Annotated in this window: 20 protein-coding genes; 19 read left to right on the top strand and 1 reads right to left on the bottom strand. The window is 39.6% G+C overall.

The annotated features are described in order from the left end of the window. Nucleotides 1-2 precede the first annotated feature (2 nt). The 13 genes from ACQRBH_RS06960 to ilvC all read left to right on the top strand — a co-directional run bounded on the left by ACQRBH_RS06960 (nucleotide 3) and on the right by ilvC (nucleotide 13710). Nucleotides 3-806 (top strand): histidinol-phosphatase HisJ family protein, encoded by an 804-nt coding sequence (locus ACQRBH_RS06960; protein ID WP_427761278.1) that lies wholly within the window; start codon nucleotides 3-5, stop codon nucleotides 804-806. A gap of 164 nt (nucleotides 807-970) precedes the next feature. Next, nucleotides 971-1984, top strand: coding sequence for a type I glyceraldehyde-3-phosphate dehydrogenase (gene gap / locus ACQRBH_RS06965; RefSeq protein ID WP_235233132.1), 1014 nt, complete (start codon nucleotides 971-973; stop codon nucleotides 1982-1984). Between the two features lie 122 nt (nucleotides 1985-2106). Then, the gene (locus tag ACQRBH_RS06970; RefSeq protein WP_427742100.1) at nucleotides 2107-3300 is read left to right on the top strand and encodes a phosphoglycerate kinase; all 1194 of its coding nucleotides are present in this window, start codon (nucleotides 2107-2109) and stop codon (nucleotides 3298-3300) included. Between the two features lie 56 nt (nucleotides 3301-3356). Further along, the gene (gene tpiA / locus ACQRBH_RS06975) at nucleotides 3357-4106 is read left to right on the top strand and encodes a triose-phosphate isomerase (protein WP_235233130.1); all 750 of its coding nucleotides are present in this window, start codon (nucleotides 3357-3359) and stop codon (nucleotides 4104-4106) included. Between the two features lie 66 nt (nucleotides 4107-4172). Then, the gene (locus ACQRBH_RS06980) at nucleotides 4173-5009 is read left to right on the top strand and encodes an alpha/beta hydrolase (protein ID WP_427761253.1); all 837 of its coding nucleotides are present in this window, start codon (nucleotides 4173-4175) and stop codon (nucleotides 5007-5009) included. 34 nt (nucleotides 5010-5043) lie between these two features. Next, nucleotides 5044-6582, top strand: a complete 1539-nt coding sequence (gene gpmI / locus ACQRBH_RS06985; protein WP_427761254.1) for a 2,3-bisphosphoglycerate-independent phosphoglycerate mutase — start codon at nucleotides 5044-5046, stop codon at nucleotides 6580-6582. An 83-nt stretch (nucleotides 6583-6665) separates the two neighbouring features. Continuing rightward, the gene (locus tag ACQRBH_RS06990; protein WP_427761255.1) at nucleotides 6666-7334 is read left to right on the top strand and encodes a response regulator transcription factor; all 669 of its coding nucleotides are present in this window, start codon (nucleotides 6666-6668) and stop codon (nucleotides 7332-7334) included. After that, nucleotides 7331-8341 carry a sensor histidine kinase gene (locus ACQRBH_RS06995; protein WP_427742092.1) on the top strand — a complete coding sequence of 337 codons (1011 nt, stop codon included), beginning with the start codon at nucleotides 7331-7333 and terminating at the stop codon, nucleotides 8339-8341. Before ACQRBH_RS06990 ends, ACQRBH_RS06995 begins: the two co-directional genes overlap by 4 nt. 82 nt (nucleotides 8342-8423) lie before the next feature. Then, on the top strand, nucleotides 8424-9191 hold the full coding sequence (locus ACQRBH_RS07000) for an ABC transporter ATP-binding protein (RefSeq protein ID WP_427761279.1): 768 nt from the start codon (nucleotides 8424-8426) through the stop codon (nucleotides 9189-9191). Next, entirely contained in the window at nucleotides 9181-11238 is a 2058-nt protein-coding gene (locus ACQRBH_RS07005) for an ABC transporter permease (protein ID WP_427761256.1), read from the top strand. The genes ACQRBH_RS07000 and ACQRBH_RS07005 overlap by 11 nt, the downstream gene beginning before the upstream one ends. Nucleotides 11239-11333: 95 nt before the next feature. Further along, nucleotides 11334-11984 carry an HAD family hydrolase gene (locus tag ACQRBH_RS07010; RefSeq protein WP_427742090.1) on the top strand — a complete coding sequence of 217 codons (651 nt, stop codon included), beginning with the start codon at nucleotides 11334-11336 and terminating at the stop codon, nucleotides 11982-11984. A gap of 90 nt (nucleotides 11985-12074) precedes the next feature. Next, nucleotides 12075-12572 (top strand): acetolactate synthase small subunit, encoded by a 498-nt coding sequence (gene ilvN, locus ACQRBH_RS07015; protein WP_235233126.1) that lies wholly within the window; start codon nucleotides 12075-12077, stop codon nucleotides 12570-12572. 118 nt (nucleotides 12573-12690) lie between these two features. Then, nucleotides 12691-13710 (top strand): ketol-acid reductoisomerase, encoded by a 1020-nt coding sequence (ilvC, locus tag ACQRBH_RS07020; protein ID WP_235233125.1) that lies wholly within the window; start codon nucleotides 12691-12693, stop codon nucleotides 13708-13710. 407 nt (nucleotides 13711-14117) lie between these two features. Here the strand turns inward: ilvC and rpsT are convergent, their stop codons facing one another. Then, nucleotides 14118-14381: a 30S ribosomal protein S20 gene (gene rpsT / locus ACQRBH_RS07025; protein ID WP_235231551.1), complete on the bottom strand. Its 264-nt coding sequence runs from the start codon at nucleotides 14379-14381 to the stop codon at nucleotides 14118-14120. 186 nt (nucleotides 14382-14567) lie between these two features. On the opposite strand from rpsT, the gene gpr reads away from it, so the two are divergent. The 6 genes from gpr (at nucleotide 14568) to rimP (ending at nucleotide 22574) form a co-directional block, all read left to right on the top strand. Further along, nucleotides 14568-15539 carry a GPR endopeptidase gene (gene gpr, locus ACQRBH_RS07030; RefSeq protein ID WP_347376308.1) on the top strand — a complete coding sequence of 324 codons (972 nt, stop codon included), beginning with the start codon at nucleotides 14568-14570 and terminating at the stop codon, nucleotides 15537-15539. A 17-nt stretch (nucleotides 15540-15556) separates the two neighbouring features. Then, entirely contained in the window at nucleotides 15557-16813 is a 1257-nt protein-coding gene (locus tag ACQRBH_RS07035; RefSeq protein ID WP_427761257.1) for a stage II sporulation protein P, read from the top strand. An 84-nt stretch (nucleotides 16814-16897) separates the two neighbouring features. Continuing rightward, nucleotides 16898-18820: a DNA gyrase/topoisomerase IV subunit B gene (locus tag ACQRBH_RS07040; RefSeq protein ID WP_427761258.1), complete on the top strand. Its 1923-nt coding sequence runs from the start codon at nucleotides 16898-16900 to the stop codon at nucleotides 18818-18820. A 73-nt stretch (nucleotides 18821-18893) separates the two neighbouring features. Continuing rightward, nucleotides 18894-21134 carry a DNA gyrase/topoisomerase IV subunit A gene (locus tag ACQRBH_RS07045; RefSeq protein WP_427761259.1) on the top strand — a complete coding sequence of 747 codons (2241 nt, stop codon included), beginning with the start codon at nucleotides 18894-18896 and terminating at the stop codon, nucleotides 21132-21134. A gap of 12 nt (nucleotides 21135-21146) precedes the next feature. Then, nucleotides 21147-21989 (top strand): NAD(+) diphosphatase, encoded by an 843-nt coding sequence (gene nudC / locus ACQRBH_RS07050; protein WP_427761260.1) that lies wholly within the window; start codon nucleotides 21147-21149, stop codon nucleotides 21987-21989. Nucleotides 21990-22106: 117 nt separating this feature from the next. Beyond that, nucleotides 22107-22574: a ribosome maturation factor RimP gene (gene rimP, locus ACQRBH_RS07055; RefSeq protein WP_427761261.1), complete on the top strand. Its 468-nt coding sequence runs from the start codon at nucleotides 22107-22109 to the stop codon at nucleotides 22572-22574. Nucleotides 22575-22592: the final 18 nt, after the last annotated feature.

Consider the following 22592-nt stretch of genomic DNA (forward strand, 5'->3'; position numbering starts at 1 on the left):
TAATGATATCAGATTGTCACTTGCATACGAATTTTTCACATGATTCCGATGCGAAACCAGAAGAAATGATACAGGGAGCCATTGACAAAGGATTGAATACAATATGTATCACAGATCATTTTGATAAAGATAATATGGAATGGGGGCCAGAAGATATCTTTGAACCAGAAGAGTACTTTAGAACATTGCGTCCGCTTCGTGAAAAATATCGTGAACAGATTGAGGTGCGAATTGGCGTGGAACTCGGATTGCGCCCTCATTTGGGAGAATACTACCGTCAATTTGTATCCGGTTATCCATTTGATTTTGTGATTGGATCCGTCCATTGGGTGGAAACATCCGATCCGGCAACAAGAAAATTATTTCAAAATCATACAGATGAAGAAGCGTATAGAATTACATTTGAAGAGACTTATGAAGATATCCAGAAGTGTCAGGATTTTGATGTACTGGGACATGTTGATTATGTGATTCGTTATGGAGAGAATAGGGAAAAAGAATATTCGTACCAGAAATTTTCAGATGAAATAGATATGATCTTAAAATATCTGATTGAACACGGAAAAGGAATTGAATTGAACACGTCAGGGTTAAAATATGGTCTGCCGTTTGCGCATCCACATTCTGATATCCTAAAAAGATACAGAGAACTGGGTGGAGAGATTATTACCGTGGGTGCAGATGGACACAAGCCGGAACATATTGCTTATGATTTTGATAAGGTTTCTGGTATTTTAAAAGATTGTGGTTTTAAATATTATACAGAATTTTCTGAACGAAAGCCTCATTTTAAGCAACTTCCATAAAAATAGGAAAAGCGAAGGAAAACCACTTGAATTTTTGTATCAGATTTAGTACAATTATTTCTAGTTGAGGAATCTTTAACAAAGTCATTGGGATGAGATGTTGAAGAGTTCACAATATTAGACTGCGTAACCAGTTAATAAACAAACTTTAGGAGGAATTAATCATGGCAGTAAAAGTAGCGATTAATGGATTCGGACGTATTGGACGTCTTGCATTCAGACAGATGTTTGGAGCAGAGGGATATGAAGTTGTAGCAATCAACGACTTAACATCTCCTAAGATGCTTGCACATTTATTAAAATATGACTCTTCACAGGGTAAATATGCTTTGGCTGATAAGGTAGAAGCAACAGATGATTCTATCATCGTTGATGGAAAAGAAATCAAGATCTACGCAAAAGCTAACGCTGAAGAACTTCCTTGGGGAGAAATCGGAGTAGACGTTGTTCTTGAATGTACAGGATTCTATACATCAAAAGAAAAAGCTTCTGCACATGTAAAAGCAGGAGCAAGAAAAGTTGTTATTTCCGCACCAGCTGGAAATGACCTGCCAACAATTGTATATAATGTAAACCATGATACATTGACAGCTGAAGATACAGTTATTTCTGCAGCTTCTTGTACAACAAACTGCCTTGCACCAATGGCAAAAGCATTGAATGATCTTGCACCAATCAAATCTGGTATCATGTGCACAATTCATGCTTACACAGGTGATCAGATGACACTTGACGGACCACAGAGAAAAGGTGACTTAAGAAGATCTCGTGCTGCAGCAGTTAATATTGTACCAAACAGCACAGGTGCAGCAAAAGCTATCGGATTAGTTATCCCAGAATTAAATGGTAAATTAATCGGATCTGCTCAGCGTGTTCCAACTCCAACAGGTTCTACAACAATCTTAACAGCAGTTGTTGAAGGAAATGTAACAGTTGATGAGATCAACGCAGCTATGAAAGCAGCATCTAACGAATCTTTCGGATACAATACTGATGAAATCGTATCCAGTGATATCGTAGGAATGAGATTTGGTTCTTTATTCGATGCTACTCAGACAATGGTATGCCCATTAGACAATGGAACAACAGAAGTTCAGGTTGTATCTTGGTATGACAATGAAAATTCTTACACAAGCCAGATGGTAAGAACAATCAAATACTTCTCTGAATTAGCATAATTTCAGAATATTAAGACTCACACAGGGTCCGGTCTTATATTGGACCGGACCCTTTTTTACAATAGTTGTTTTGAAAATATTAAGGTGTGTTACCTTAAAATATAACTGAGGAGGCAAATCATATGCTTAATAAAAAATCAGTAGACGATATTAATGTAAAGGGACAGAAAGTACTTGTAAGATGTGACTTTAACGTACCGCTTATTGATGGAAAGATTACAGATGAGAATCGTCTTGTTGCCGCACTTCCTACAATTAAGAAGTTAATCGCAGACGGTGGAAAGATTATTCTTTGTTCTCACCTTGGAAAGCCAAAGGGAGAGCCAAAACCGGAATTATCTCTTGCACCAGTTGCTGTCCGCTTGTCTGAATTACTCGGACAGGAAGTGAAATTTGCAGCAGATCCAGAAGTTGTCGGCCCTAATGCAAAAGCTGCAGTTGAAGCTATGAAAGACGGAGATGTAATTCTTCTTGAAAATACACGTTATAGAGCAGAAGAGACAAAGAATGGTGATGCTTTTAGCAAAGATCTGGCTTCTCTTTGTGATGTATTTGTTAATGATGCATTCGGTACAGCACATCGTGCACACTGCTCTAATGTAGGTGTTACAAAGTTTGTGGATACAGCAGTTGTAGGTTACTTAATGCAGAAAGAGATTGATTTCCTTGGAAATGCTGTTAATAATCCGGAGAGACCATTTGTTGCCATACTTGGCGGCGCTAAGGTATCCAGCAAAATTTCAGTTATCGAGAACCTTCTTGATAAGGTAGATACATTGATCATCGGTGGCGGAATGTCCTATACGTTTAGCAAAGCATTAGGCGGAAATGTAGGCAATTCTCTTCTTGAGGAAGATTATTGTGACTATGCATTGAATATGTTGAAAAAAGCAGAAGAAAAAGGCGTAAAATTGCTGCTTCCTGTAGACAACATTATCGCTGATGATTTCTCCAATGATGCAAATACTAAAGTAGTACAACGTGGCGAAATCCCAGACGGATGGGAAGGTCTTGATATCGGACCTGAGACAGCGCAGATCTTCAGTGAAGCTGTACATGATGCCAAGACGGTTGTATGGAATGGACCAATGGGCTGCTTTGAGATGCCGAATTTTGCACACGGTACAGAAGCAGTTGCAAAAGCACTTGCTGAGACAGATGCAGTGACTATTATTGGTGGCGGTGATTCTGCAGCTGCAGTTAATCAGCTTGGTTATGGTGATAAGATGACCCACATTTCTACCGGCGGTGGTGCATCTCTTGAATTCCTGGAAGGAAAAGAATTGCCAGGTGTAGCAGCAGCAAATGATAAGTAGGCCGAAGGCGACTTAGTGAATATGTATATTTTTATAATTTCGGAGGAAGAATGAAAATGGCAAGAAGAAAAATTGTAGCAGGCAACTGGAAAATGAACAAAACTCCAAGTGAGGCAGTTGCATTAGTTGAAGAGTTAAAACCATTAGTAGCAAGTGAAGATGTTGATGTGGTATTTTGTGTACCGGCAATTGATATTATCCCTGTAGTAGAGGCTTGTAAAGGTTCTAATATTCAGGTCGGTGCTGAGAATATGTATTTTGAAGAAAAAGGTGCATACACAGGAGAGATTGCTCCAGCAATGCTTACAGATGCAGGTGTCAAGTATGTTGTTCTTGGACATTCTGAAAGAAGAGAATATTTTGCAGAGACAAATGAGACAGTCAATAAAAAGATGTTAAAAGCATTTGAGCACGGTATCACACCAATTATGTGCTGTGGCGAGACATTAGAACAGAGAGAGCAGGGCGTAACTATGGATTTCATCCGTCAGCAGGTTAAGGTTGGATTCCTGAATGTAACAGCAGATCAGGCTAAGACAGCAGTTATCGCTTATGAGCCAATCTGGGCTATCGGAACAGGTAAGACAGCTACAACAGAACAGGCGGAAGAAGTTTGTGCTGGAATTCGTGCATGTATTGCAGAGATTTATGACGAAGCTACTGCTGAAGCAATTCGTATCCAGTACGGCGGATCTGTAAATGCAGGAAATGCGGCAGAATTATTTGCTCAGGCTGATATTGATGGTGGTCTTGTTGGTGGAGCTTCTTTAAAAGCTGACTTTGGAAAGATCGTAAATTACAAGTAAGAATATTATCAGTCGTAGGGGGCAGCATATGCTCCCTACGATTTTTGGGTTGCGAGGATTACGTTTATGATTTATAAAGAGATACCGATACGAGCGGAAGGGTCTTTGAATTATGCAAAGCTTGAAACATATATTTTGGATACTCCGGTTGATAAGATAAAGATAAAAAAGCGACCGATGATTATTATATGTCCTGGCGGGGCGTACCAAATGACCAGCTATAGGGAAGGAGAGCCTTTGGCCATGCATTTTCTGAATCAGGGATATCATGCCTGTGTGCTTCGTTATTCTGTTGCACCTGCACAATTTCCGACTCAGATTCTGGAAGTGGGTCAGGTGATGAAGATATTGCGGGAACATGCGAAGGAGTGGTGTATTGATACAGAACGAATATTTGTTCAGGGTTCTTCAGCAGGAGGGCATCTGGCAGCAAGTTATGGGATTTTCTGGAATCAGGATTTTATGGCTTCCAAATCCGGGCTTACAACAGAAGAATTAAAGCCTAGAGGAATTATGCTTAGTTATCCAGTGATTACTTCAGATGTTCGATATGGACATATCGAAAGTTTTCAAAACTTGCTGGGAGATAAGTTTGTATTGTGTCGGGAACAGATGTCTCTGGAAAATCAGGTGACGCATACAATGCCGCCCACATTTATATGGCATACGGCTGAAGATCAGACGGTGCCGGTTGAAAATTCCCTTTTGATGACAATGGCACTTCGAAGGGCTGACGTTCCCGTAGAATTGCATATTTTTCCAGAAGGAGAGCATGGATTGAGTCTTGCAACAAAACTCGTGGAGCGGGAAGATGGAAGTGGTTTGCAAAATGACTGTGCATGCTGGATAGAACTTGCGGATGTGTGGTTAGAGAAAATGTGTAAAGTAATGTCCGATGATTGAAACATTTATAATCGAAGAATAAAGGAGAAAGAAAATGAACAAAAAACCAACAGTACTTATGATTTTAGACGGATATGGACTGAATGAGAATACTACCGGAAATGCTGTGGCAGAAGGAAAGACTCCGGTTATGGATAAATTAATGGCAGAGTATCCATTTGTAAAGGGATATGCCAGTGGAATGGCTGTAGGGCTTCCTGATGGACAGATGGGAAATTCTGAAGTTGGACATCTGAATATGGGTGCCGGACGTATTGTGTATCAGGATCTTACTAAGATTACAAAGGCAATTCAGGATGGCGATTTCTTTGAGAATCCTGCACTTCTTGCAGCATGTGAAAATGTAAAGATCAATGATTCTTCACTGCATTTGATGGGATTAGTATCAGATGGTGGTGTACACAGTCATAATGAGCATATTTATGGACTGTTAGAGTTGGCAAAGAGACAAGGAATCAAAAAAGTATATGTTCACTGTTTCCTGGATGGACGTGATACACCTCCTGCATCTGGTAAAGAGTATGTGGAACAGCTGGTTGCCAAGATGGAAGAAATAGGTGTTGGTGAAGTTGCAACTGTTATGGGACGTTATTATGCAATGGATAGAGATAACCGCTGGGATCGTGTGGAAAAGGCATATCGCGCTTTGGTAGATGGAACAGGTGAAACTGCTGTCAGTGGACCGGAAGGAATTCAGGCATCTTATGACAAAGATACAACAGATGAGTTCGTGCTTCCAACAGTAGTGATGAAAGATGGAGCTCCAACAGCGACTGTCAAGAATGATGATTCCATTATCTTTTTCAATTTCCGTCCTGACCGTGCAAGAGAAATCACCAGAACTTTCTGCGATGAGGATTTCCAGGGATTTGAAAGAGGAGACAGAATCAAGACAACTTTTGTCTGCTTCACAGAATACGATGTTACGATTGAAAATAAACAGGTTGCTTTCGTAAAAGAAGAAATCACGAATACCTTTGGACAGTTTTTGGCTGCACATGGCAAAAAACAGGCGCGTATCGCTGAGACAGAGAAATATGCACATGTTACATTCTTCTTTAATGGCGGAGTGGAAGAGCCAAATGAAGGAGAAGACAGAATTCTGGTAAAATCTCCAAAGGTAGCAACTTATGATTTAAAACCAGAAATGAGCGCATATGAAGTGTGTGATAAATTGGTAGATGCAATCAAATCTGATAAATATGATGTAATTATCATCAACTTCGCAAACCCAGATATGGTTGGACATACTGGTGTAGAAGCAGCTGCAATTCAGGCAATCGAAGCAGTCGATGAATGTGTAGGTAAAGCAGTTAACGCAGTCAAGGAAGTAGATGGTCAGATGTTCATCTGTGCAGATCACGGAAATGCAGAACAATTAATTGATGATGAGACAGGTGAGCCATTTACCGCCCATACGACCAATCCGGTGCCATTTATTCTTGTGAATGCTGATCCGGCTTATAAGTTAAGAGAAGGTGGATGTCTGGCAGACATCGCTCCGACCCTTATTGAACTAATGGGAATGGAACAGCCAAAAGAAATGACAGGAAAAAGCTTGCTTGTGAAATAATTAACTGGGGACGTAGTACTTTTGCAAAGTACTACGTCCCCAATTGAAAAATGTGGTGTACCTTTTTGAACGAGGAGAGAAAAATGCACATTATGATTATTGAGGATGAACCGGTCATCCGGCAGGAGTTGAAGCAATTATTAGAGAATGCATTATATCAGGTGACAGCCCCAGAGGAGTTTGAGGATGTTGCTTTTTTTGTATTAGAGAAGGATCCGGATCTTGTGTTGCTTGATGTGAATCTTCCGGGGGAATCGGGCTATGATATCTGTTCGAGAATTCGTGCAAAGTCCGAGGTGCCGATTATATTCGTGACGAGCAGGACGGATTCTATGGATGAATTGATGGGAATGCTAAAAGGTGGGGATGACTATATTACGAAGCCGTTTCAACTGCCAATATTGCTTGCGCGGATTGCTGCGGTATTAAAGAGAGCGAAGCGAAGTGTGAAGGAAGAATCGATAAAGCTGCAACATAAGGGCGTGGAGCTTGACGTAGCAAGAGGAAAGCTTGGGTATGAAGGATGTTGGATTGACTTGTCTAAAAATGAGATTAAGATTCTGCATCTTCTCTTTTTGAAGAAGGGAGAGATTGTATCTAGAGCGGATATGGTTGAATACTTGTGGGATCAACAAGTGTTTATTGATGATAATGCGTTAAGTGTTAATATGACAAGAATCCGTGGTAAACTGGAAGAAATCGGTGTTCATGGCTTGATTGAGACGAAGCGTGGAATGGGGTACCGGATATGAGAATGGTAGAATATGTAAAAGACAAAATCCTGCTGCTTGTATTGCATATGTTGTGCATGTTACTTTTGGCAGGATTTTTACATGGAACAGGATATTCGAAGGAATATATTTGTCTGATACTTTTAGGGTGGCTGGGGATTCTTGGGTGCTGGTTCGTGTATGGATATTTTAATAGAAAATGTTATTTCCAAAAAATGAAGGAGATATTAGATCAAGTGGATCAGAGATATCTTCTGGGCGAATTGATGCCAGAATCTTATCGGTTGGAAGATCGTCTGTATCGGGACATGATTCGTAGATCTAATAAATCAGTCATCGACAGGATACGGGTAGTAGAGGATCAGCAAAAGGATTATCGGGAATATATTGAAAGTTGGGTTCATGAAATCAAAGCGCCAATTACAAGCATTGCATTAATGTGTGAGAATCACAAAGATAATCTGACGCGCCAGATTCATCTGGAGAATCAAAAAATAGAAAATTATGTAGATATGGCGTTATATTATGCCAGATCAGAATCTGTATATAAGGATTATGTAATACAAGAAACAGATTTTCAGGAAATTGCCGTAGTGGTACTAAATAGAAACAAGCAATATCTGATTCAAAATCGTGTTCAGGCAGAAGTGGATTGTAAGGATGTTGCTTATACGGATAAAAAGTGGATAGCATTTATCCTGAATCAATTAATTTTGAATAGTGCGAAATATCGAAAGGAAGAAGGAGGATATATCCAGATTCGAACAAAGCGTTATCCGGGCGGAATTCGTTTGCTTGTAATAGATGACGGAATAGGAATCCGTGAAGAAGATATGCCAAGAATCTTTGAAAAAGGATTTACTGGAAGTAACGGAAGAATGCAGGAGCGATCTACTGGAATGGGATTATATCTGTGCAAAAAACTATGTCAGAATCTTGGGATTGGAATTTATGCTGAATCAGAAGAAGGAAAAGGCACAAAGATGACACTGGAATTTCCTGTCAGCAGTTATCTTTCAAAATTGTAAGATTGCATAAAGACAGTTCGATACAAAGATGATTGGCATACTGTTATAGTAATTCTATCAAAATCAAAGGAGATGCAGTATGATGAAAGATTATATTCGTGTATGTGATGTTGAAAAATACTATGGCAGTGGGAATCATGTGACAAAAGCTGTCGATCGTGTAAGCTTTGCGGTAGATAAAGGGGAATTTGTGGGCGTGATGGGAGCATCTGGGTCAGGCAAGACCACACTTTTAAATATGCTTTCCACGATTGACCGCGTAACGGCAGGACATATCTGGTATGGGAATACCGATATTACAGAATTAAATGAGGATGGATTGTCTGAATTTCGAAAGGACAATTTGGGATTCGTATTTCAGGATTATAATCTGTTGGATACGCTGACTATTGAAGAAAATATTATCCTTGCAATGACGCTGCACCAGAAAGGCAAAAAACAAATCCAAAAAGAATGCGACCATATTTTGCGTTTGCTCGGAATATCTGAGGTTCGTGGAATGTTTCCATATCAGGTGTCGGGTGGGCAGAAGCAGAGATGTGCCTGCGCAAGAGCGTTGGTGAATCATCCACAGTTGATTTTGGCAGATGAACCGACAGGTGCTTTGGATTCTCGGTCAGCGCAGACACTGTTAGAGACTTTTGCCCAAATGAATCAAAAGATGCAGGCTACGATTCTCATGGTTACACATGATGCGTTTTCTGCCAGTTATTGCAGCCGGATTCTTTTTCTAAAAGATGGAAAGATTTTTCATGAACTGCTCAAAGGGAAGAAGAATCGCAAGGATTTTTTAAATGAGATTTTAGATGTACTGGCATTGACGGGAGGTGAGTTGTCTGATGTACGGTAAACTTGCCTTTCGAAATATCAAACGATCAGCCAGAGACTATCTGGTATATTTTTTTACAATGACATTCGTGACAGCATTAATGTTTGCATTTAACAGCATTCTTTTTTCCAAAGATGTGCAAGCACTTTTTGAGGTGGCTGGAATCATGGCGGCAATGATTGGTCTTGCGACCTTTTTTATTGTACTGATCATCGCATGGCTGATTAATTATATGATTCGTTTTATGTTGGAAAAACGCAGTCGCGAGTTTGGAATCTATCTGCTGATTGGAATGAAAAAGAAAAAGATTGCGCGTCTGTATATGCAGGAAAATATTTTCCTTGGTGTAATTGCCTTTTTCTTAGGGATGGGGATAGGTTTTTTTATTCAGCAGATTTTGATGGCGATTCTATACAGCATGATTCAGATGGACTATCATCTTCATCTGACTTTTAGCAAATATTGTATTTTCATGACGGCAGGATGTTATGCAGGATGCTATCTTCTGGCACTGTTTCAGTGCGGAAGAAGATTTAAGAAAATGAATATCCGTGATCTGATGAGTATACAGAATGAGAATGAAGAGATTCGGGAATCCCATGAAAAAATAAAAAGTTGTTTGTTTCCGATATCCGTGATTTTTCTTGTGTTATTTGCGGTATTCATGTTGAGTGGAATGATCCGGGGAGTCGGAACAGCTGCTTCATTCCTGGTAGGCTTAATTTTGGTGATTTATTTCTTTTATCTGGGATTTGCATCTTGGGTCGGACGATATGTCCGGAAGAAAAGAGCAGCAATATACAAGGGGCAGAATTTGTTTTTGCTTCGCCAGTTCTCTTCGAAATTGAAGACCATGGGATTTACGATGGGGACTTTGACATCTCTTTTTACGATTGCATTTCTTGGATGTACGGTTGCAATGATGTTTAATGATTATCAGAATCAGATATTGAAAGATAAGTTTCCTTTTGATATACAAGTATATAGCGGCTCTGTGGAGGATGACTTTGCTGATGAATGGAATGTCATTCGGGAAAATACTGTGGTAAAAGATTCTCTTTCTTATCATATTTATGAAAATGAAACGAATCAGGTAAATGCATGGCTGTATACACATCTGAGAATATTCGCAACAACATATCAGAAAGATGATGGAACTGCGAATCTAGAAAAGATTCAGGAAAATGAAGAAAGGATTTTTTGTGATTATGATACCTACATGGGATTGTCGGATTATAATCATCTTCGTCAAATGTTAGGGTATCCGGTAATACAATTAGAGGATGGGGAGTATGCGATACATATAAAAGAGCGTATCGTAAATGAGGTAAGAGGAATGGAACGTGAAATTTCTGTCAAGGGAATCAATGGAAATCTGCAATTTACGGATTATTATACGGAGCCATTTTCACAGGATGGACATAACGGAGGAGACTATCTGATCATTGTCCCAGATGAAGAATTATCCGGAATGATTCCATATTATTCTGAACTGGCAGTTGACATTCAGGGAAAAGCACCGCAAGATCTGGGCAATCTTCTGGATGATCTAAGTGACAATCATGACTTTGCAGGGCATCCTGAGATGAAGGGCAATAATTGCTATGGTTCCGATACGATTGTTACATATAATGCGGTGAATCTGGTGCGTGATAATATTATCCCAGAAGTAAAATATATCCTGTCCAGTATTATTTTTCCATGTTTTTACGTTGGATTAGTATTTGTGTGCATTGCGTTAACTGTATTATCAGTACAGCAATTAAGTGATTCGGCAAAATACAAATATCGGTATTCAGTATTATTTAAAATGGGACTTAGTCGAAAGAAGATAGATCGGCTCATTCTGAAACAATTGTTTGGATATTATCTGTGCCCGGCGCTATTCGCAACATTTATCAGTGGTGTTCTGGCTGTCTATATGAGTGACAAATTTATCTTCTATACAGGTGTCCATACATCTGTTTTCCAATATTTTGGCATTGCTTTTGTGTTGTTTTTTGGAATCTATTTTCTTTATTTTATTGTAACGTATATTGAATTCAAAAGAAATGTGGAAACTACCTGAGAAGGCATATAAGATACGTCTTGCGCAGACCGAGGGAAAATATTATAATCAGTCTTGGGTGTTTGGATATCATGACAGTTTTGGAAGGAGCAGATATGAACAGAAGATATCATACTTTTTTCTTTGATCTGGATGGGACAATTACAGATTCTGAGCAGGGTATTACAAATTCTGTAAAATATGCGTTGAATAAGTTCGGAATTGAAGAAAAGGATCGTACAAAGCTATGTGAGTTTATAGGACCGCCTTTGGATGTATCGTTCCATAAGTTTTATGAATTTTCAACCGAACAGTGTTGGAAGGCCATTGGTTATTTCCGGGAATATTATCAGGAAAAAGGCATCTTTGAGAATCGTGTCTATGATGGATTGGAAGAAGTGCTGAAAAAACTGAGAAATGCCGGTGTAAGATTGGTAGTGGCAACTTCAAAACCTGAGCCATATGCCAGAAAAATTATAGATTATTTTCGACTGACACCGTATTTTGATTATGTGGCGGGAATGGAGTTGGATGGCAGAAGAAAAACGAAAGCAGAAGTGATACAGTATGCGCTGGAGGCATGTAAGATCAAAGATAAGTCCTCTGTTTTGATGATTGGTGACAGGGAGCACGATGTATTTGGCGCCAAGACAGCAGGAATTGATTGCCTGGGAATCCTTTATGGATTTGGTAACAGAGAAGAGTTGGAAGAAGCCGGTGCAGATTATATTGAAGAATCTGTGGAAGATATCTTGAAATATTGTTGATGTTTCGCTTGACAAAACAGGAAGATATTGTTATTATAAAAAAACAGAACGCACTCTGTTTTTAAAATAAAGATGGGGAAGAGGTGCAGTATGCAAAGAGTTTATTCATTATTGGTTGACAATAATCCGGGTGTATTAAGCCGCATCGCAGGACTTTTCAGCAGACGTGGATACAGTATTGACAGTATTACTGCTGGTGTGACTGCGGATCCCAGATTTACAAGGATTACCATTGTTGCATCTGGAGATGAGTTGATTTTGTCTCAGATTGAAAAGCAGGTTCGGAAATTGGAAGATGTCATTGAAATCAAAGTGTTAAAACCAGATGAATCCGTATATCGTGAATTAATCATGGTTAAGATTCGTGCCAATGCAGCAGAAAGATCGGAGATTATCTCCGTGGCAGATATTTTCCGTGCTAAGATCGTAGACGTTGAGACGGAATCGTTAATGGTGGAGCTTACAGGTAATCAGTCAAAACTGGATGCTTTCTTGAAATTGCTCGACGGATATGAGATCCTGGAATTGGCGAGAACCGGAATTACAGGATTATCTCGAGGAATCAAGGATGTTACGATTATTGATTAATCGATTATAACAATGTTCGAGAGAAGACAAAGCCTTTAAATAAGGGTGGCTTCAGAAACCTGCCCTTGTTTAACAATACAAAATTAAATGATTTATAATAATTAGGAGGAATGTCAAAATGGCAGCAAGAATTTTTTATCAGGAAGATTGCAATTTATCAGTATTAGAGGGAAAGAAGATTGCAATTATTGGTTACGGAAGCCAGGGACATGCACATGCCCTTAACTTAAAAGAGTCTGGATGTGACGTTATCATTGGTCTTTATGAAGGAAGTAAATCTTGGGCAAAAGCTGAAGCACAGGGATTACAGGTATTCACAGCAGCAGAAGCAGCTAAACAGGCTGATATCATCATGATCTTGATTAATGATGAATTACAGGCTGATATGTATAAGAAAGATGTAGAGCCGAACCTTGAGGAAGGCAATATGCTGATGTTCGCACATGGTTTCAACATTCACTTTGGATGTATTAAACCACCAAAGAATATTGATGTTGCGATGATTGCACCTAAGGCACCAGGACATACAGTAAGAAGTGAATATCAGGCTGGAAAGGGAACTCCTTGCTTGATCGCTGTTGAACAGGATTACACAGGAAAAGCATGGGAGAAAGCAATGGCTTACGGTCTTGGAATCGGTGGAGCAAGAGCTGGACTTCTTGAGACAACATTCCGTACAGAGACAGAGACAGACCTTTTTGGTGAGCAGGCTGTTCTTTGTGGTGGTGTATGTGCATTGATGCAGGCAGGTTTTGAGACACTTTGTGAAGCAGGATATGATCCAAGAAATGCTTATTTTGAATGTATCCATGAGATGAAGTTGATTGTTGACCTGATCTATCAGAGCGGATTTGAAGGAATGAGATATTCTATCTCTAATACAGCTGAATATGGTGATTATATTACAGGACCTAAGATTATCACAGCTGATACAAAGAAAGCTATGAAGCAGATTCTGGCAGATATCCAGGATGGTACATTTGCAAAAGACTTCTTGCTTGATATGTCACCTGCAGGACGTCAGGTACATTTCAAGGCTATGAGAAAGCTTGCTGCTGAACATCCATCTGAGAAGATTGGTAAAGAGATCAGACAGCTGTACAGCTGGAATGGCGAAGATAAGTTGATTAACAACTAATTATTGTACATAATTATAAGAATTATATTAGCGCACATCTCATGAATTTGAGATGTGCGTTTTTTGATTACCATGGATCTGAAGAAAAAGCTGTCGGTGTCATTTTTGACCGAAAAAATCTGAAAATTCGCATATTTAGAGTGAATTATCGTACTTATTGTGCTAAAATTGTAATAATAATAAGCGAATGGTGGAAGGGCAGAATGTTTTAATTCTTGCGGGTTCAATTAATACAGGTAAGACAATGATCCAGGCGATTAATACAGTGATATATTATGGTGGCACAGTATGTGGGTAGATGCTATTGTCAATAGTTATGGGTATTCTGGATTATAAAAGATAAAAATAAAAAACAGCCACTGACGGTATGGCTGTTTTTTTATTGCATGCAATTTTTTCTATAATAATTAAGCAATTCCGTTTACAGCTTTTGTTAAACGGGAAATCTTTCTAGAGCATGTGTTCTTGTGATAAACACCCTTGCTTCCTGCTTTGTTGATTTCAACGATTGCAACTTTTAATGCTGCAGCAGCAGCTTCAGCATCTTTGTTAGCTACAGCTGTTTCAACTTTCTTTACGCAAGTTTTTACTTTAGATTTGATTGCTTTGTTTCTAGCAGCTTTTGTTTCGTTTACTAAGATTCTCTTCTTTGCAGATTTGATATTAGCCAATTTGTCCACCTCCAATATCTTATATTTCGATTCTGTATCGATTTTACATTCGTTAGAGCCGGACACGGACGTTCTAACGAAACATACGAACTTATTTTAGGGCAAGGAATGAGTTCTGTCAATACATATTTCTGAAAATATTGTAAAAACTAGGAAATAAATAGGACTAAAGTGAGGATAAATGGGATGATTGAAAAATATAATATCAGAACAGATCTGGCTCTGGAGGAAAAAGAACGATTTGAATCGGATCACGTAGAAATTCAAGGAGTATCGTTAAAAGAAGATTATGATGAAGAACGTGAGATTAAAGTAACGACTGTTAAAATTGAGACGGAAAATGGAGCAAAAATCATGGGAAAACCGGTGGGTACCTATATTACAATGGAGGCACCGAATATGGCTGTTCCAGATGAAGATTATCATAAAGAGATAGCAGAAGAGTTAAAAAGATTTCTGGAATATTTTGTCAAAAAAGATAAAGAAGATTATTCTATTTTGGTAGTAGGGCTTGGAAATCGTAAGGTTACACCAGATGCGTTAGGCCCATATGTTGTAGATAATCTGAATATTTCCCGGCATATCGCAAAGGAATACGGAAAATATGCTATGGGAGAAGATGAAATCTGCCTTACCAGTGCGATTGTACCGGGAGTTATGGCACAGACTGGAATGGAAACTCTTGAGATTGTCAAAGGAATCACGCGGGAAACGAATCCGGATATGGTGATTGCTATTGATGCGTTGGCTGCCAGAAGCTCTCGAAGACTTAATCGCACGATTCAGATCTCAGATACAGGTATTAATCCAGGGTCAGGCGTGGGTAATCATAGAAACGCTATTACAAAAGAGACCGTTGGAATTCCAGTAATTGCTATCGGGGTTCCAACTGTGGTGGATGCTGCGACTATTGTAAATGATACCATGGAGAACCTGATCTCTGCATTGGAAAGCTCTGAGACATTGCGGGGGGTCGGGGTGGTCATGCAAGGCTATAATGCAGCGGAAAAATATGAATTAGTGAAGGAGTTGATATCTCCACATTTAAATGGTTTATTTGTGACTCCTAAGGATATTGATGAGACTGTGAAGAGAATCAGTTATACGATATCGGAAGCGCTGAATCTGTTGTTTTCTAAAGGACATGCACATAAATAATCCAGGTGGGTCATATAGTGTTAAGACATAAAGTACGAAAAGTGGCTGCTAAAATGACAGGCAGCTTTACTTTGACTGGAGTGAATATTGTGAAAATAAAACGGCGGATCAGTCGGATTGCAATACTTGTGATCACCGGAATTTTAATCATATATGTCTGTGCGCAGATGATGGAATTTGATAAAATAAATTGGAATGAACAGATACGGATTGGGAGTATTTGTTTGGAACAGGCGGAAAAAATGTATCTTACGGGATTCACATATCTGGAAAATGAGCAGGGGAGTTCATTGATAGACTGGATGGCAGAGAGTGTGTTGAAAATGATTCCACTAGGGACATATGTGGAAGAAAAAACGATGTTGTTTACGGATGTGGAGGATCAGGAAACATATCAGATGATATTGGAAAAACAGGCAAATGATGAAAATATGGTAGATGAAAACGGGAATCTGATTCAGCAGACTTCACAAGAAGAATCTGTTCAGACTTCAGGAACACCAATTGATACATCTATGGAAAAATTGATGAATTTTGAGTATCTGATCAGCAATTTTTATACAGTAGATTCTAATACGATGATTGATCAGGATTTGTTAAATGTTGAAAAATTAATGGGAATGGACATGACAATTGATCAGTCTGCTGCCGGTCCAAAAGTTCTGATTTATCATACGCATTCCCAGGAAGCATTTGCAGATTCTGTAGAAGGGGATACCAGTACAACGATAATGGGAATGGGTGCTTATCTGGCAGAACTTTTAAACAACACCTATGGAATCGAGACGATTCATCATGAAGGAGTGTATGATCTGGTTAGTGGGAAGCTTGACAGAAGTATGGCGTATCAGCTGGCAGAACCAGAGATCCAGAAGATTCTGCAGGATAATCCAACGATAGAGGTTGTGATTGATCTTCATAGAGATGGTGTGGCGGAGGGAACACATCTTGTGACAGAGATTAATGGTAAGCAGACTGCACAAATTATGTTTTTTAATGGGCTGAGCCGAACAAGAGCCAATGGAAATATCAGTTATCTGCCCAATCCTTATATTGAAGATAATCTTGCGTTTTCTCTTCAGATGCAGATTGCAGCTACGAAAAAATATCCTGGATTTACCAGACATATTTATCTGAGAGGATATCGATATAACATGCACTTTAAACCGAAAACGTTGTTGATTGAGGCCGGGGCTCAGACCAATACTGTGGAAGAAATGAGAAATGCTATGGAGATTCTGGCATCAACACTAGATAGTGTACTTATGAAATAAAATATGTTTGAAACAGACTACATTTTGTGCTAAGATATTGGCAGTATGGAAAAGTATGTAAAATGATAGAAAGGATATATGGGAATGGCGAAAAAAAATACATATGATGCAGATAGTATTGCCATATTAGAGGGACTGGAAGCGGTACGGAAAAGACCGGGAATGTATATTGGTAGTGTATCTACGAAAGGGCTGAATCATCTGATCTATGAGATTGTTGACAATGCTGTAGATGAACATCTGGCGGGATATTGTTCAGAGATCCGTGTAACACTTGAAAAGGATGGTTCTGCAACTGTCTCAGACAATGGGCGTGGAGTACCGGTGGATCTGCATTCGACTGGTGTATCAGCAGCCCGTGTTGTATATACAACGTTGCATGCCGGTGGAAAGTTTGATGATTCTGCTTACAAGACCAGTGGCGGACTTCATGGAGTCGGCTCTTCTGTTGTCAATGCATTATCTACTTATATGGATGTTGAAATCAGTCGGGATGGATATGTCCATCATGACCGGTATGAGAGAGGAAAGCCGGTAATTGAGCTGGAGGATGGACTTCTGCCGAAGCTTGGAAAGACAAGAAAGACTGGAACAAAGGTTAATTTTCTGCCAGACGATACTATATTTGAAAAAACAAAATTCCGTGCAGAGGAAGTAAAAAGTCGTATGCACGAAACGGCATATCTGAATCCGACACTGACGATTGTATTTGAAGATAAAAGAGGCAGTGAGACGGAGCGTATTGTATATCATGAACCGGATGGGATTCTTGGCTTTATTCAGGATCTGAATTCCAAAAAAGAGGTTGTTCATGAACCTGTGTATTTTAAAGGAGAAGCAGAAGGCATTGAAGTTGAAGTGGCGTTTCAGTATGTGAATGAATTTCATGAAAATGTCCTTGGCTTCTGTAATAATATATATAATGCAGAGGGTGGCACACATCTGACTGGGTTTAAGACTACATTTACAACTGTTATGAATCAGTATTCCAGGGAACTTGGGATTCTAAAAGAAAAAGATGCGAATTTTACAGGGGCAGATGTAAGAAATGGAATGACCGCAATTGTTTCCATCAAGCATCCAGATCCCAGATTTGAAGGACAGACGAAGACAAAGCTGGACAACCCTGATGCCGCAAAGGCTTGCAGCAAGGTGACGAATGATGAGATTATTCGATTTTTCGACCGTAATCTTGAGACGTTGAAAAAAGTAATTGGCTGTGCAGAAAAGGCTGCGAAGATTCGCAAGACAGAAGAACGCGCAAAGACGAATCTTCTGACAAAGCAAAAATATTCTTTTGACAGTAATGGGAAACTTGCAAATTGCGAAAGCAGAGATGCGAGCCGATGTGAAATCTTTATCGTAGAGGGAGATTCTGCCGGTGGCTCTGCAAAGACGGCCAGAGATCGTATGTATCAGGCAATTCTTCCAATCCGAGGAAAGATTCTGAATGTGGAGAAAGCTAGTATAGATAAAGTGCTGGCCAATGCAGAGATTAAAACGATGATCAATGCATTTGGCTGTGGCTTCTCAGAAGGATATGGCAATGATTTTGATATCAGCAAGCTGCGTTATGACAAGATTGTTATCATGGCCGATGCCGATGTGGATGGGGCACATATCTCTACCTTGTTGCTGACGCTATTCTATCGTTTTATGCCAGAATTAATCTATGAAGGACATGTCTATATTGCTATGCCGCCATTGTATAAAGCTATGCCGAAAAAAGGGGAAGAAGAATATCTATATGATGATAAGGCGTTAGAGAGATATCGTAAGACCCATGATGGTCCTTTTACGCTCCAGCGTTATAAAGGTCTGGGAGAGATGGATGCCCAGCAACTGTGGGAGACAACCCTGAATCCCGAGACAAGGATCCTGAAACTGGTAGAAATCGAAGATGCCCGTATGGCATCCAGTGTGACAGAGATGCTGATGGGAACCGAAGTACCACCAAGAAGGACATTTATCTATGAAAATGCGACAGAAGCAGAGCTGGATATTTAAATTGGGTACACCCCATTTTTAAATTAGGGACGTAGTGTTTTTTTAAAATACTACGTCCCCAAAGGAGGTAATTATGCAAGATTCACAGATCATCAGAACGGAATATTCTGATGTTATGAAGAAATCATATATTGACTATGCTATGAGTGTTATTGTTGCCAGAGCGCTTCCGGATGTAAGGGATGGATTGAAACCGGTACAGAGGCGTACGCTGTATGATATGCATGAATTGGGTATTCGATATGACAGGCCATATCGAAAGTGTGCACGTATTGTTGGAGATACGATGGGTAAGTATCATCCGCATGGGGACAGTTCTATCTATGAAGCGCTGGTGGTGATGGCGCAGGATTTTAAAAAGGGCATGATTCTGGTAGACGGACATGGTAATTTTGGATCTATTGAAGGTGACGGAGCTGCTGCCATGCGTTATACGGAGGCTCGTCTGGCAAAGATTACGCAGGAAGCTTATCTGGGAGATCTGGATAAGGATATTGTAGATTTTGTACCAAATTTTGATGAGACAGAAAAGGAACCGGAGGTGCTTCCTGTGCGTATTCCGAATCTTCTGGTCAACGGAGCAGAGGGAATTGCTGTAGGTATGGCAACCAGTATTCCGACCCATAATCTTGGGGAGGTCATTGATGCGGTCAAAGCCTACATGAAAAATGATGAGATCAGCACGAAGCAGTTGATGAAGTATGTAAAAGGGCCTGATTTCCCAACAGGGGGGATCGTGGTAAATAAAGATGATCTTCTGGATATCTATGAGACGGGAACCGGCAAGATTAAGATTCGCGGGAAAGTAGAAGTAGAGGAGATGAAGGGCGGCAAGAAACGGCTTGTTATCACCGAGATCCCTTATACCATGATAGGTGCCGGAATCGGAAAGTTCCTGAATGATGTATGTGCTCTGGTGGAATCAAAAAAAACCAGTGACATTGTGGATATCTCCAACCAGTCATCGAAAGAAGGTATTCGAATTGTCATTGAACTGAAACGTGGAGCAGATATCGAAAATCTGACGAATATGCTCTACAAAAAGACTCGTCTGGAAGATACTTTTGGTGTGAATATGCTCGCAGTTGCAGATGGCAGACCTGAGACCATGGGATTGAAGAAAATCATAGAACACCATGTGGATTTTCAGTTTGAGATGGCCACCAGAAAATATAAGAATTTATTAAAAAAGGAACAAGAGAAAAAAGAAATCCAAGAGGGTCTGATCAAAGCATGTGATGTTATTGATCTGATCATTGAGATTCTTCGCGGCAGCCAGTCGGTCAAAGATGCAAAAGCATGTCTGACCAGCGGTATTACGGATAATATTAAGTTCAAATCCAGTATTTCTAAAAAAATGGCAGCTATGCTTCGGTTTACAGAACGACAGGCTACAGCAATTCTTGAAATGCGCCTGTACAAATTGATTGGGCTGGAAATAGAAGCTCTGATGAAGGAACATGATGAGACCCTGAAAAAAATTGCCAGGTATGAAGATATTCTAAATAATTATGATTCAATGGCAGAGGTCATTATCGCAGATTTAGAACAATTGAAAACAGAATTTTCCAGAAAGCGCCGGACGCAGATCGAGAATGCAGAAGAGGCGGTTTATGAGGAGAATAAGATCGAAGAGCAAGAGGTTGTCTTCCTGATGGATCGTTTTGGTTATGCAAAGACGATTGATACCAATGCTTATGGAAGAAATAAAGAGGCGGCAGATACGGAGAATAAATATGTGATTTCCTGTATGAATACCGGAAGAATCTGTCTATTTACGAATACCGGAAAAATGCATCAGATCAAAGTATTGGATTTACCATATGGAAAGTTCCGCGATAAAGGATTGCCGGTGGATAATGTGAGCAATTACGACAGTACACAGGAAGAAATCGTATATATCTGTGATGCAGAGCAGATGCGTTATGCAAAGCTGTTATTTGCTACAAAGCAGGGCATGATTAAGAAGGTGGAAGGAACTGAATTTCAGGTAGCGAAAAGAACGATTGCAGCGACGAAACTTCAGGCGGATGATGAAGTTATGAGTGTTCAGGTGATCAATGAAAATCAAAATATTGTACTGCAGACAAAAGAGGGATATTTCCTGCGCTTTTTAGCCGAAGAAGTCTCTGAAAAGAAGAAAGGTGCAATCGGAGTCCGTGGAATTAAACTGCAAAAGAAGGATGAACTGGAGAGGGTATATTTATTTGAAGATGGGGTAGAGACAAAAATCCCATATAAGGATCGTGAAGTGACCTTGAATCGTCTAAAGCTTGCAAAACGAGATGGGATTGGAACAAAGAATCGAGGATAAAGGAGAAAAAATATGATACAAGAAATTGCTCCATATCAATATCGAAACGAATATCGGCCAATGCCGCCGGAAAAACATAGCATCTTATTGTGCTATGAAGGGCGAAATATATTGGTGAAACAAAAAGAAGGAGAGATTTCTTTTCTTACTTTTGAAGAAGCAGAGGCTTATGTTGATGTTACAAAACTCTATCAAGAGTACATATATTTATTTTCCATTGATGATGTGAGATTTTATCTGGGCAGTCATATTTCTTATGATAAGATTCCAGAATTCGAAATGGAAGATACACAGATACTTCGTACAGCAAGACCAAAACATCTGCAGTTCGCGGGTGTGACGGGATGGCAGTTATACCGCTGGTATCAGTCACACCGTTTTTGTGGACGATGTGGGAAACCTATGGTACATGATGAAAAAGAACGGATGATGCGCTGCCCAGAGTGTGGCCTTATGGAATTTCCAAAGATCTGTCCGGCTGTCATCATTGCTGTTACGCATGGAAATAAGATATTGATGTCAAAATATGCAGGCAGGGCATATAAGAAATATGCACTGCTGGCAGGATTTGCGGAAATCGGGGAGACGATTGAAGAGACGGTCCGCCGGGAAGTCATGGAAGAGGTCGGATTAAAGGTCAAAAATATTACTTATTATAAAAGCCAGCCGTGGTCGTTTACCGATACATTATTAATGGGATTTTTTTGCAAGCTGGATGGAGAAGCAGAGATTACATTGGATAAGGAAGAACTTGCTCTTGCAGAATGGTTTGAACGGGAGGATATACCGGTGAAAGCAGAAGATTTAAGCCTGACGAATGAGATGATGATGGTATTTAAAGAAGGGAAAATATAGAAAAACCCTTGATTTTGCAGAAGTATGGTGTTATACTAGCTTACAGTTACATAATGAAGTCGGCAGAAGAGTGAACGTAAAGTTCACTCTTCTTTGTTGATAAGGAGGAATTTTACATTGACAAAAAGGGAACTTTACGAACAAAAAACCGAAGAGATTCTGTTACCGATTGTGGAAGAAAATGGATTTGAGCTGGTGGATGTAGAGTATGTAAAAGAAGGAAGTACATGGTATCTTCGAGCATACATTGATAAACCGGGAGGTATCAATATTGATGACTGTGAAGTAGTAAGCCGCAGACTTTCTGATATCTTGGATGAGAAAGATTATATCGATGATGCATACATCCTGGAAGTCAGTTCGCCGGGGCTTGGAAGACCGTTAAAGAAAGAAAAAGATTTTAAAAGAAGCCTGGGTGAAGAAGTTGAGATTCGAACTTATCGTATGATAGATAAACAGAAAGAATTTACTGGAATTTTAAAAGACTATGATGAAAAAACGGTTACGATTGGGATGGATGATGATACAACAAAAACATTTGAAAAAAGTGACATCGCTCTGATTCGTCTGGCATTTGATTTTTAAATTAGAAGGAGGAATAGT

Origin of the sequence: Bariatricus sp. SGI.161, from assembly GCF_050313695.1 — a bacterium.
In the GTDB taxonomy this organism is placed as follows: Bacteria; Bacillota; Clostridia; order Lachnospirales; family Lachnospiraceae; genus JAFBIX01.

What these genes read in the sequence shown, in the direction of transcription:
- ACQRBH_RS07040 (WP_427761258.1), top strand. Translation starts at nt 16,898, where the DNA reads ATGGCGAAAAAAAATACATATGATGCAGATAGTATTGCCATATTAGAG.
- ACQRBH_RS06990 (WP_427761255.1), top strand. Translation starts at nt 6,666, where the DNA reads ATGCACATTATGATTATTGAGGATGAACCGGTCATCCGGCAGGAGTTG.
- ilvC (WP_235233125.1), top strand. Translation starts at nt 12,691, where the DNA reads ATGGCAGCAAGAATTTTTTATCAGGAAGATTGCAATTTATCAGTATTA.
- gap (WP_235233132.1), top strand. Translation starts at nt 971, where the DNA reads ATGGCAGTAAAAGTAGCGATTAATGGATTCGGACGTATTGGACGTCTT.
- gpr (WP_347376308.1), top strand. Translation starts at nt 14,568, where the DNA reads ATGATTGAAAAATATAATATCAGAACAGATCTGGCTCTGGAGGAAAAA.
- nudC (WP_427761260.1), top strand. Translation starts at nt 21,147, where the DNA reads ATGATACAAGAAATTGCTCCATATCAATATCGAAACGAATATCGGCCA.
- ACQRBH_RS06995 (WP_427742092.1), top strand. Translation starts at nt 7,331, where the DNA reads ATGAGAATGGTAGAATATGTAAAAGACAAAATCCTGCTGCTTGTATTG.
- ACQRBH_RS06960 (WP_427761278.1), top strand. Translation starts at nt 3, where the DNA reads ATGATATCAGATTGTCACTTGCATACGAATTTTTCACATGATTCCGAT.
- gpmI (WP_427761254.1), top strand. Translation starts at nt 5,044, where the DNA reads ATGAACAAAAAACCAACAGTACTTATGATTTTAGACGGATATGGACTG.
- ACQRBH_RS07005 (WP_427761256.1), top strand. Translation starts at nt 9,181, where the DNA reads ATGTACGGTAAACTTGCCTTTCGAAATATCAAACGATCAGCCAGAGAC.
- ACQRBH_RS07010 (WP_427742090.1), top strand. Translation starts at nt 11,334, where the DNA reads ATGAACAGAAGATATCATACTTTTTTCTTTGATCTGGATGGGACAATT.
- ACQRBH_RS06980 (WP_427761253.1), top strand. Translation starts at nt 4,173, where the DNA reads ATGATTTATAAAGAGATACCGATACGAGCGGAAGGGTCTTTGAATTAT.
- ACQRBH_RS07000 (WP_427761279.1), top strand. Translation starts at nt 8,424, where the DNA reads ATGAAAGATTATATTCGTGTATGTGATGTTGAAAAATACTATGGCAGT.
- ilvN (WP_235233126.1), top strand. Translation starts at nt 12,075, where the DNA reads ATGCAAAGAGTTTATTCATTATTGGTTGACAATAATCCGGGTGTATTA.
- ACQRBH_RS07045 (WP_427761259.1), top strand. Translation starts at nt 18,894, where the DNA reads ATGCAAGATTCACAGATCATCAGAACGGAATATTCTGATGTTATGAAG.
- tpiA (WP_235233130.1), top strand. Translation starts at nt 3,357, where the DNA reads ATGGCAAGAAGAAAAATTGTAGCAGGCAACTGGAAAATGAACAAAACT.
- ACQRBH_RS06970 (WP_427742100.1), top strand. Translation starts at nt 2,107, where the DNA reads ATGCTTAATAAAAAATCAGTAGACGATATTAATGTAAAGGGACAGAAA.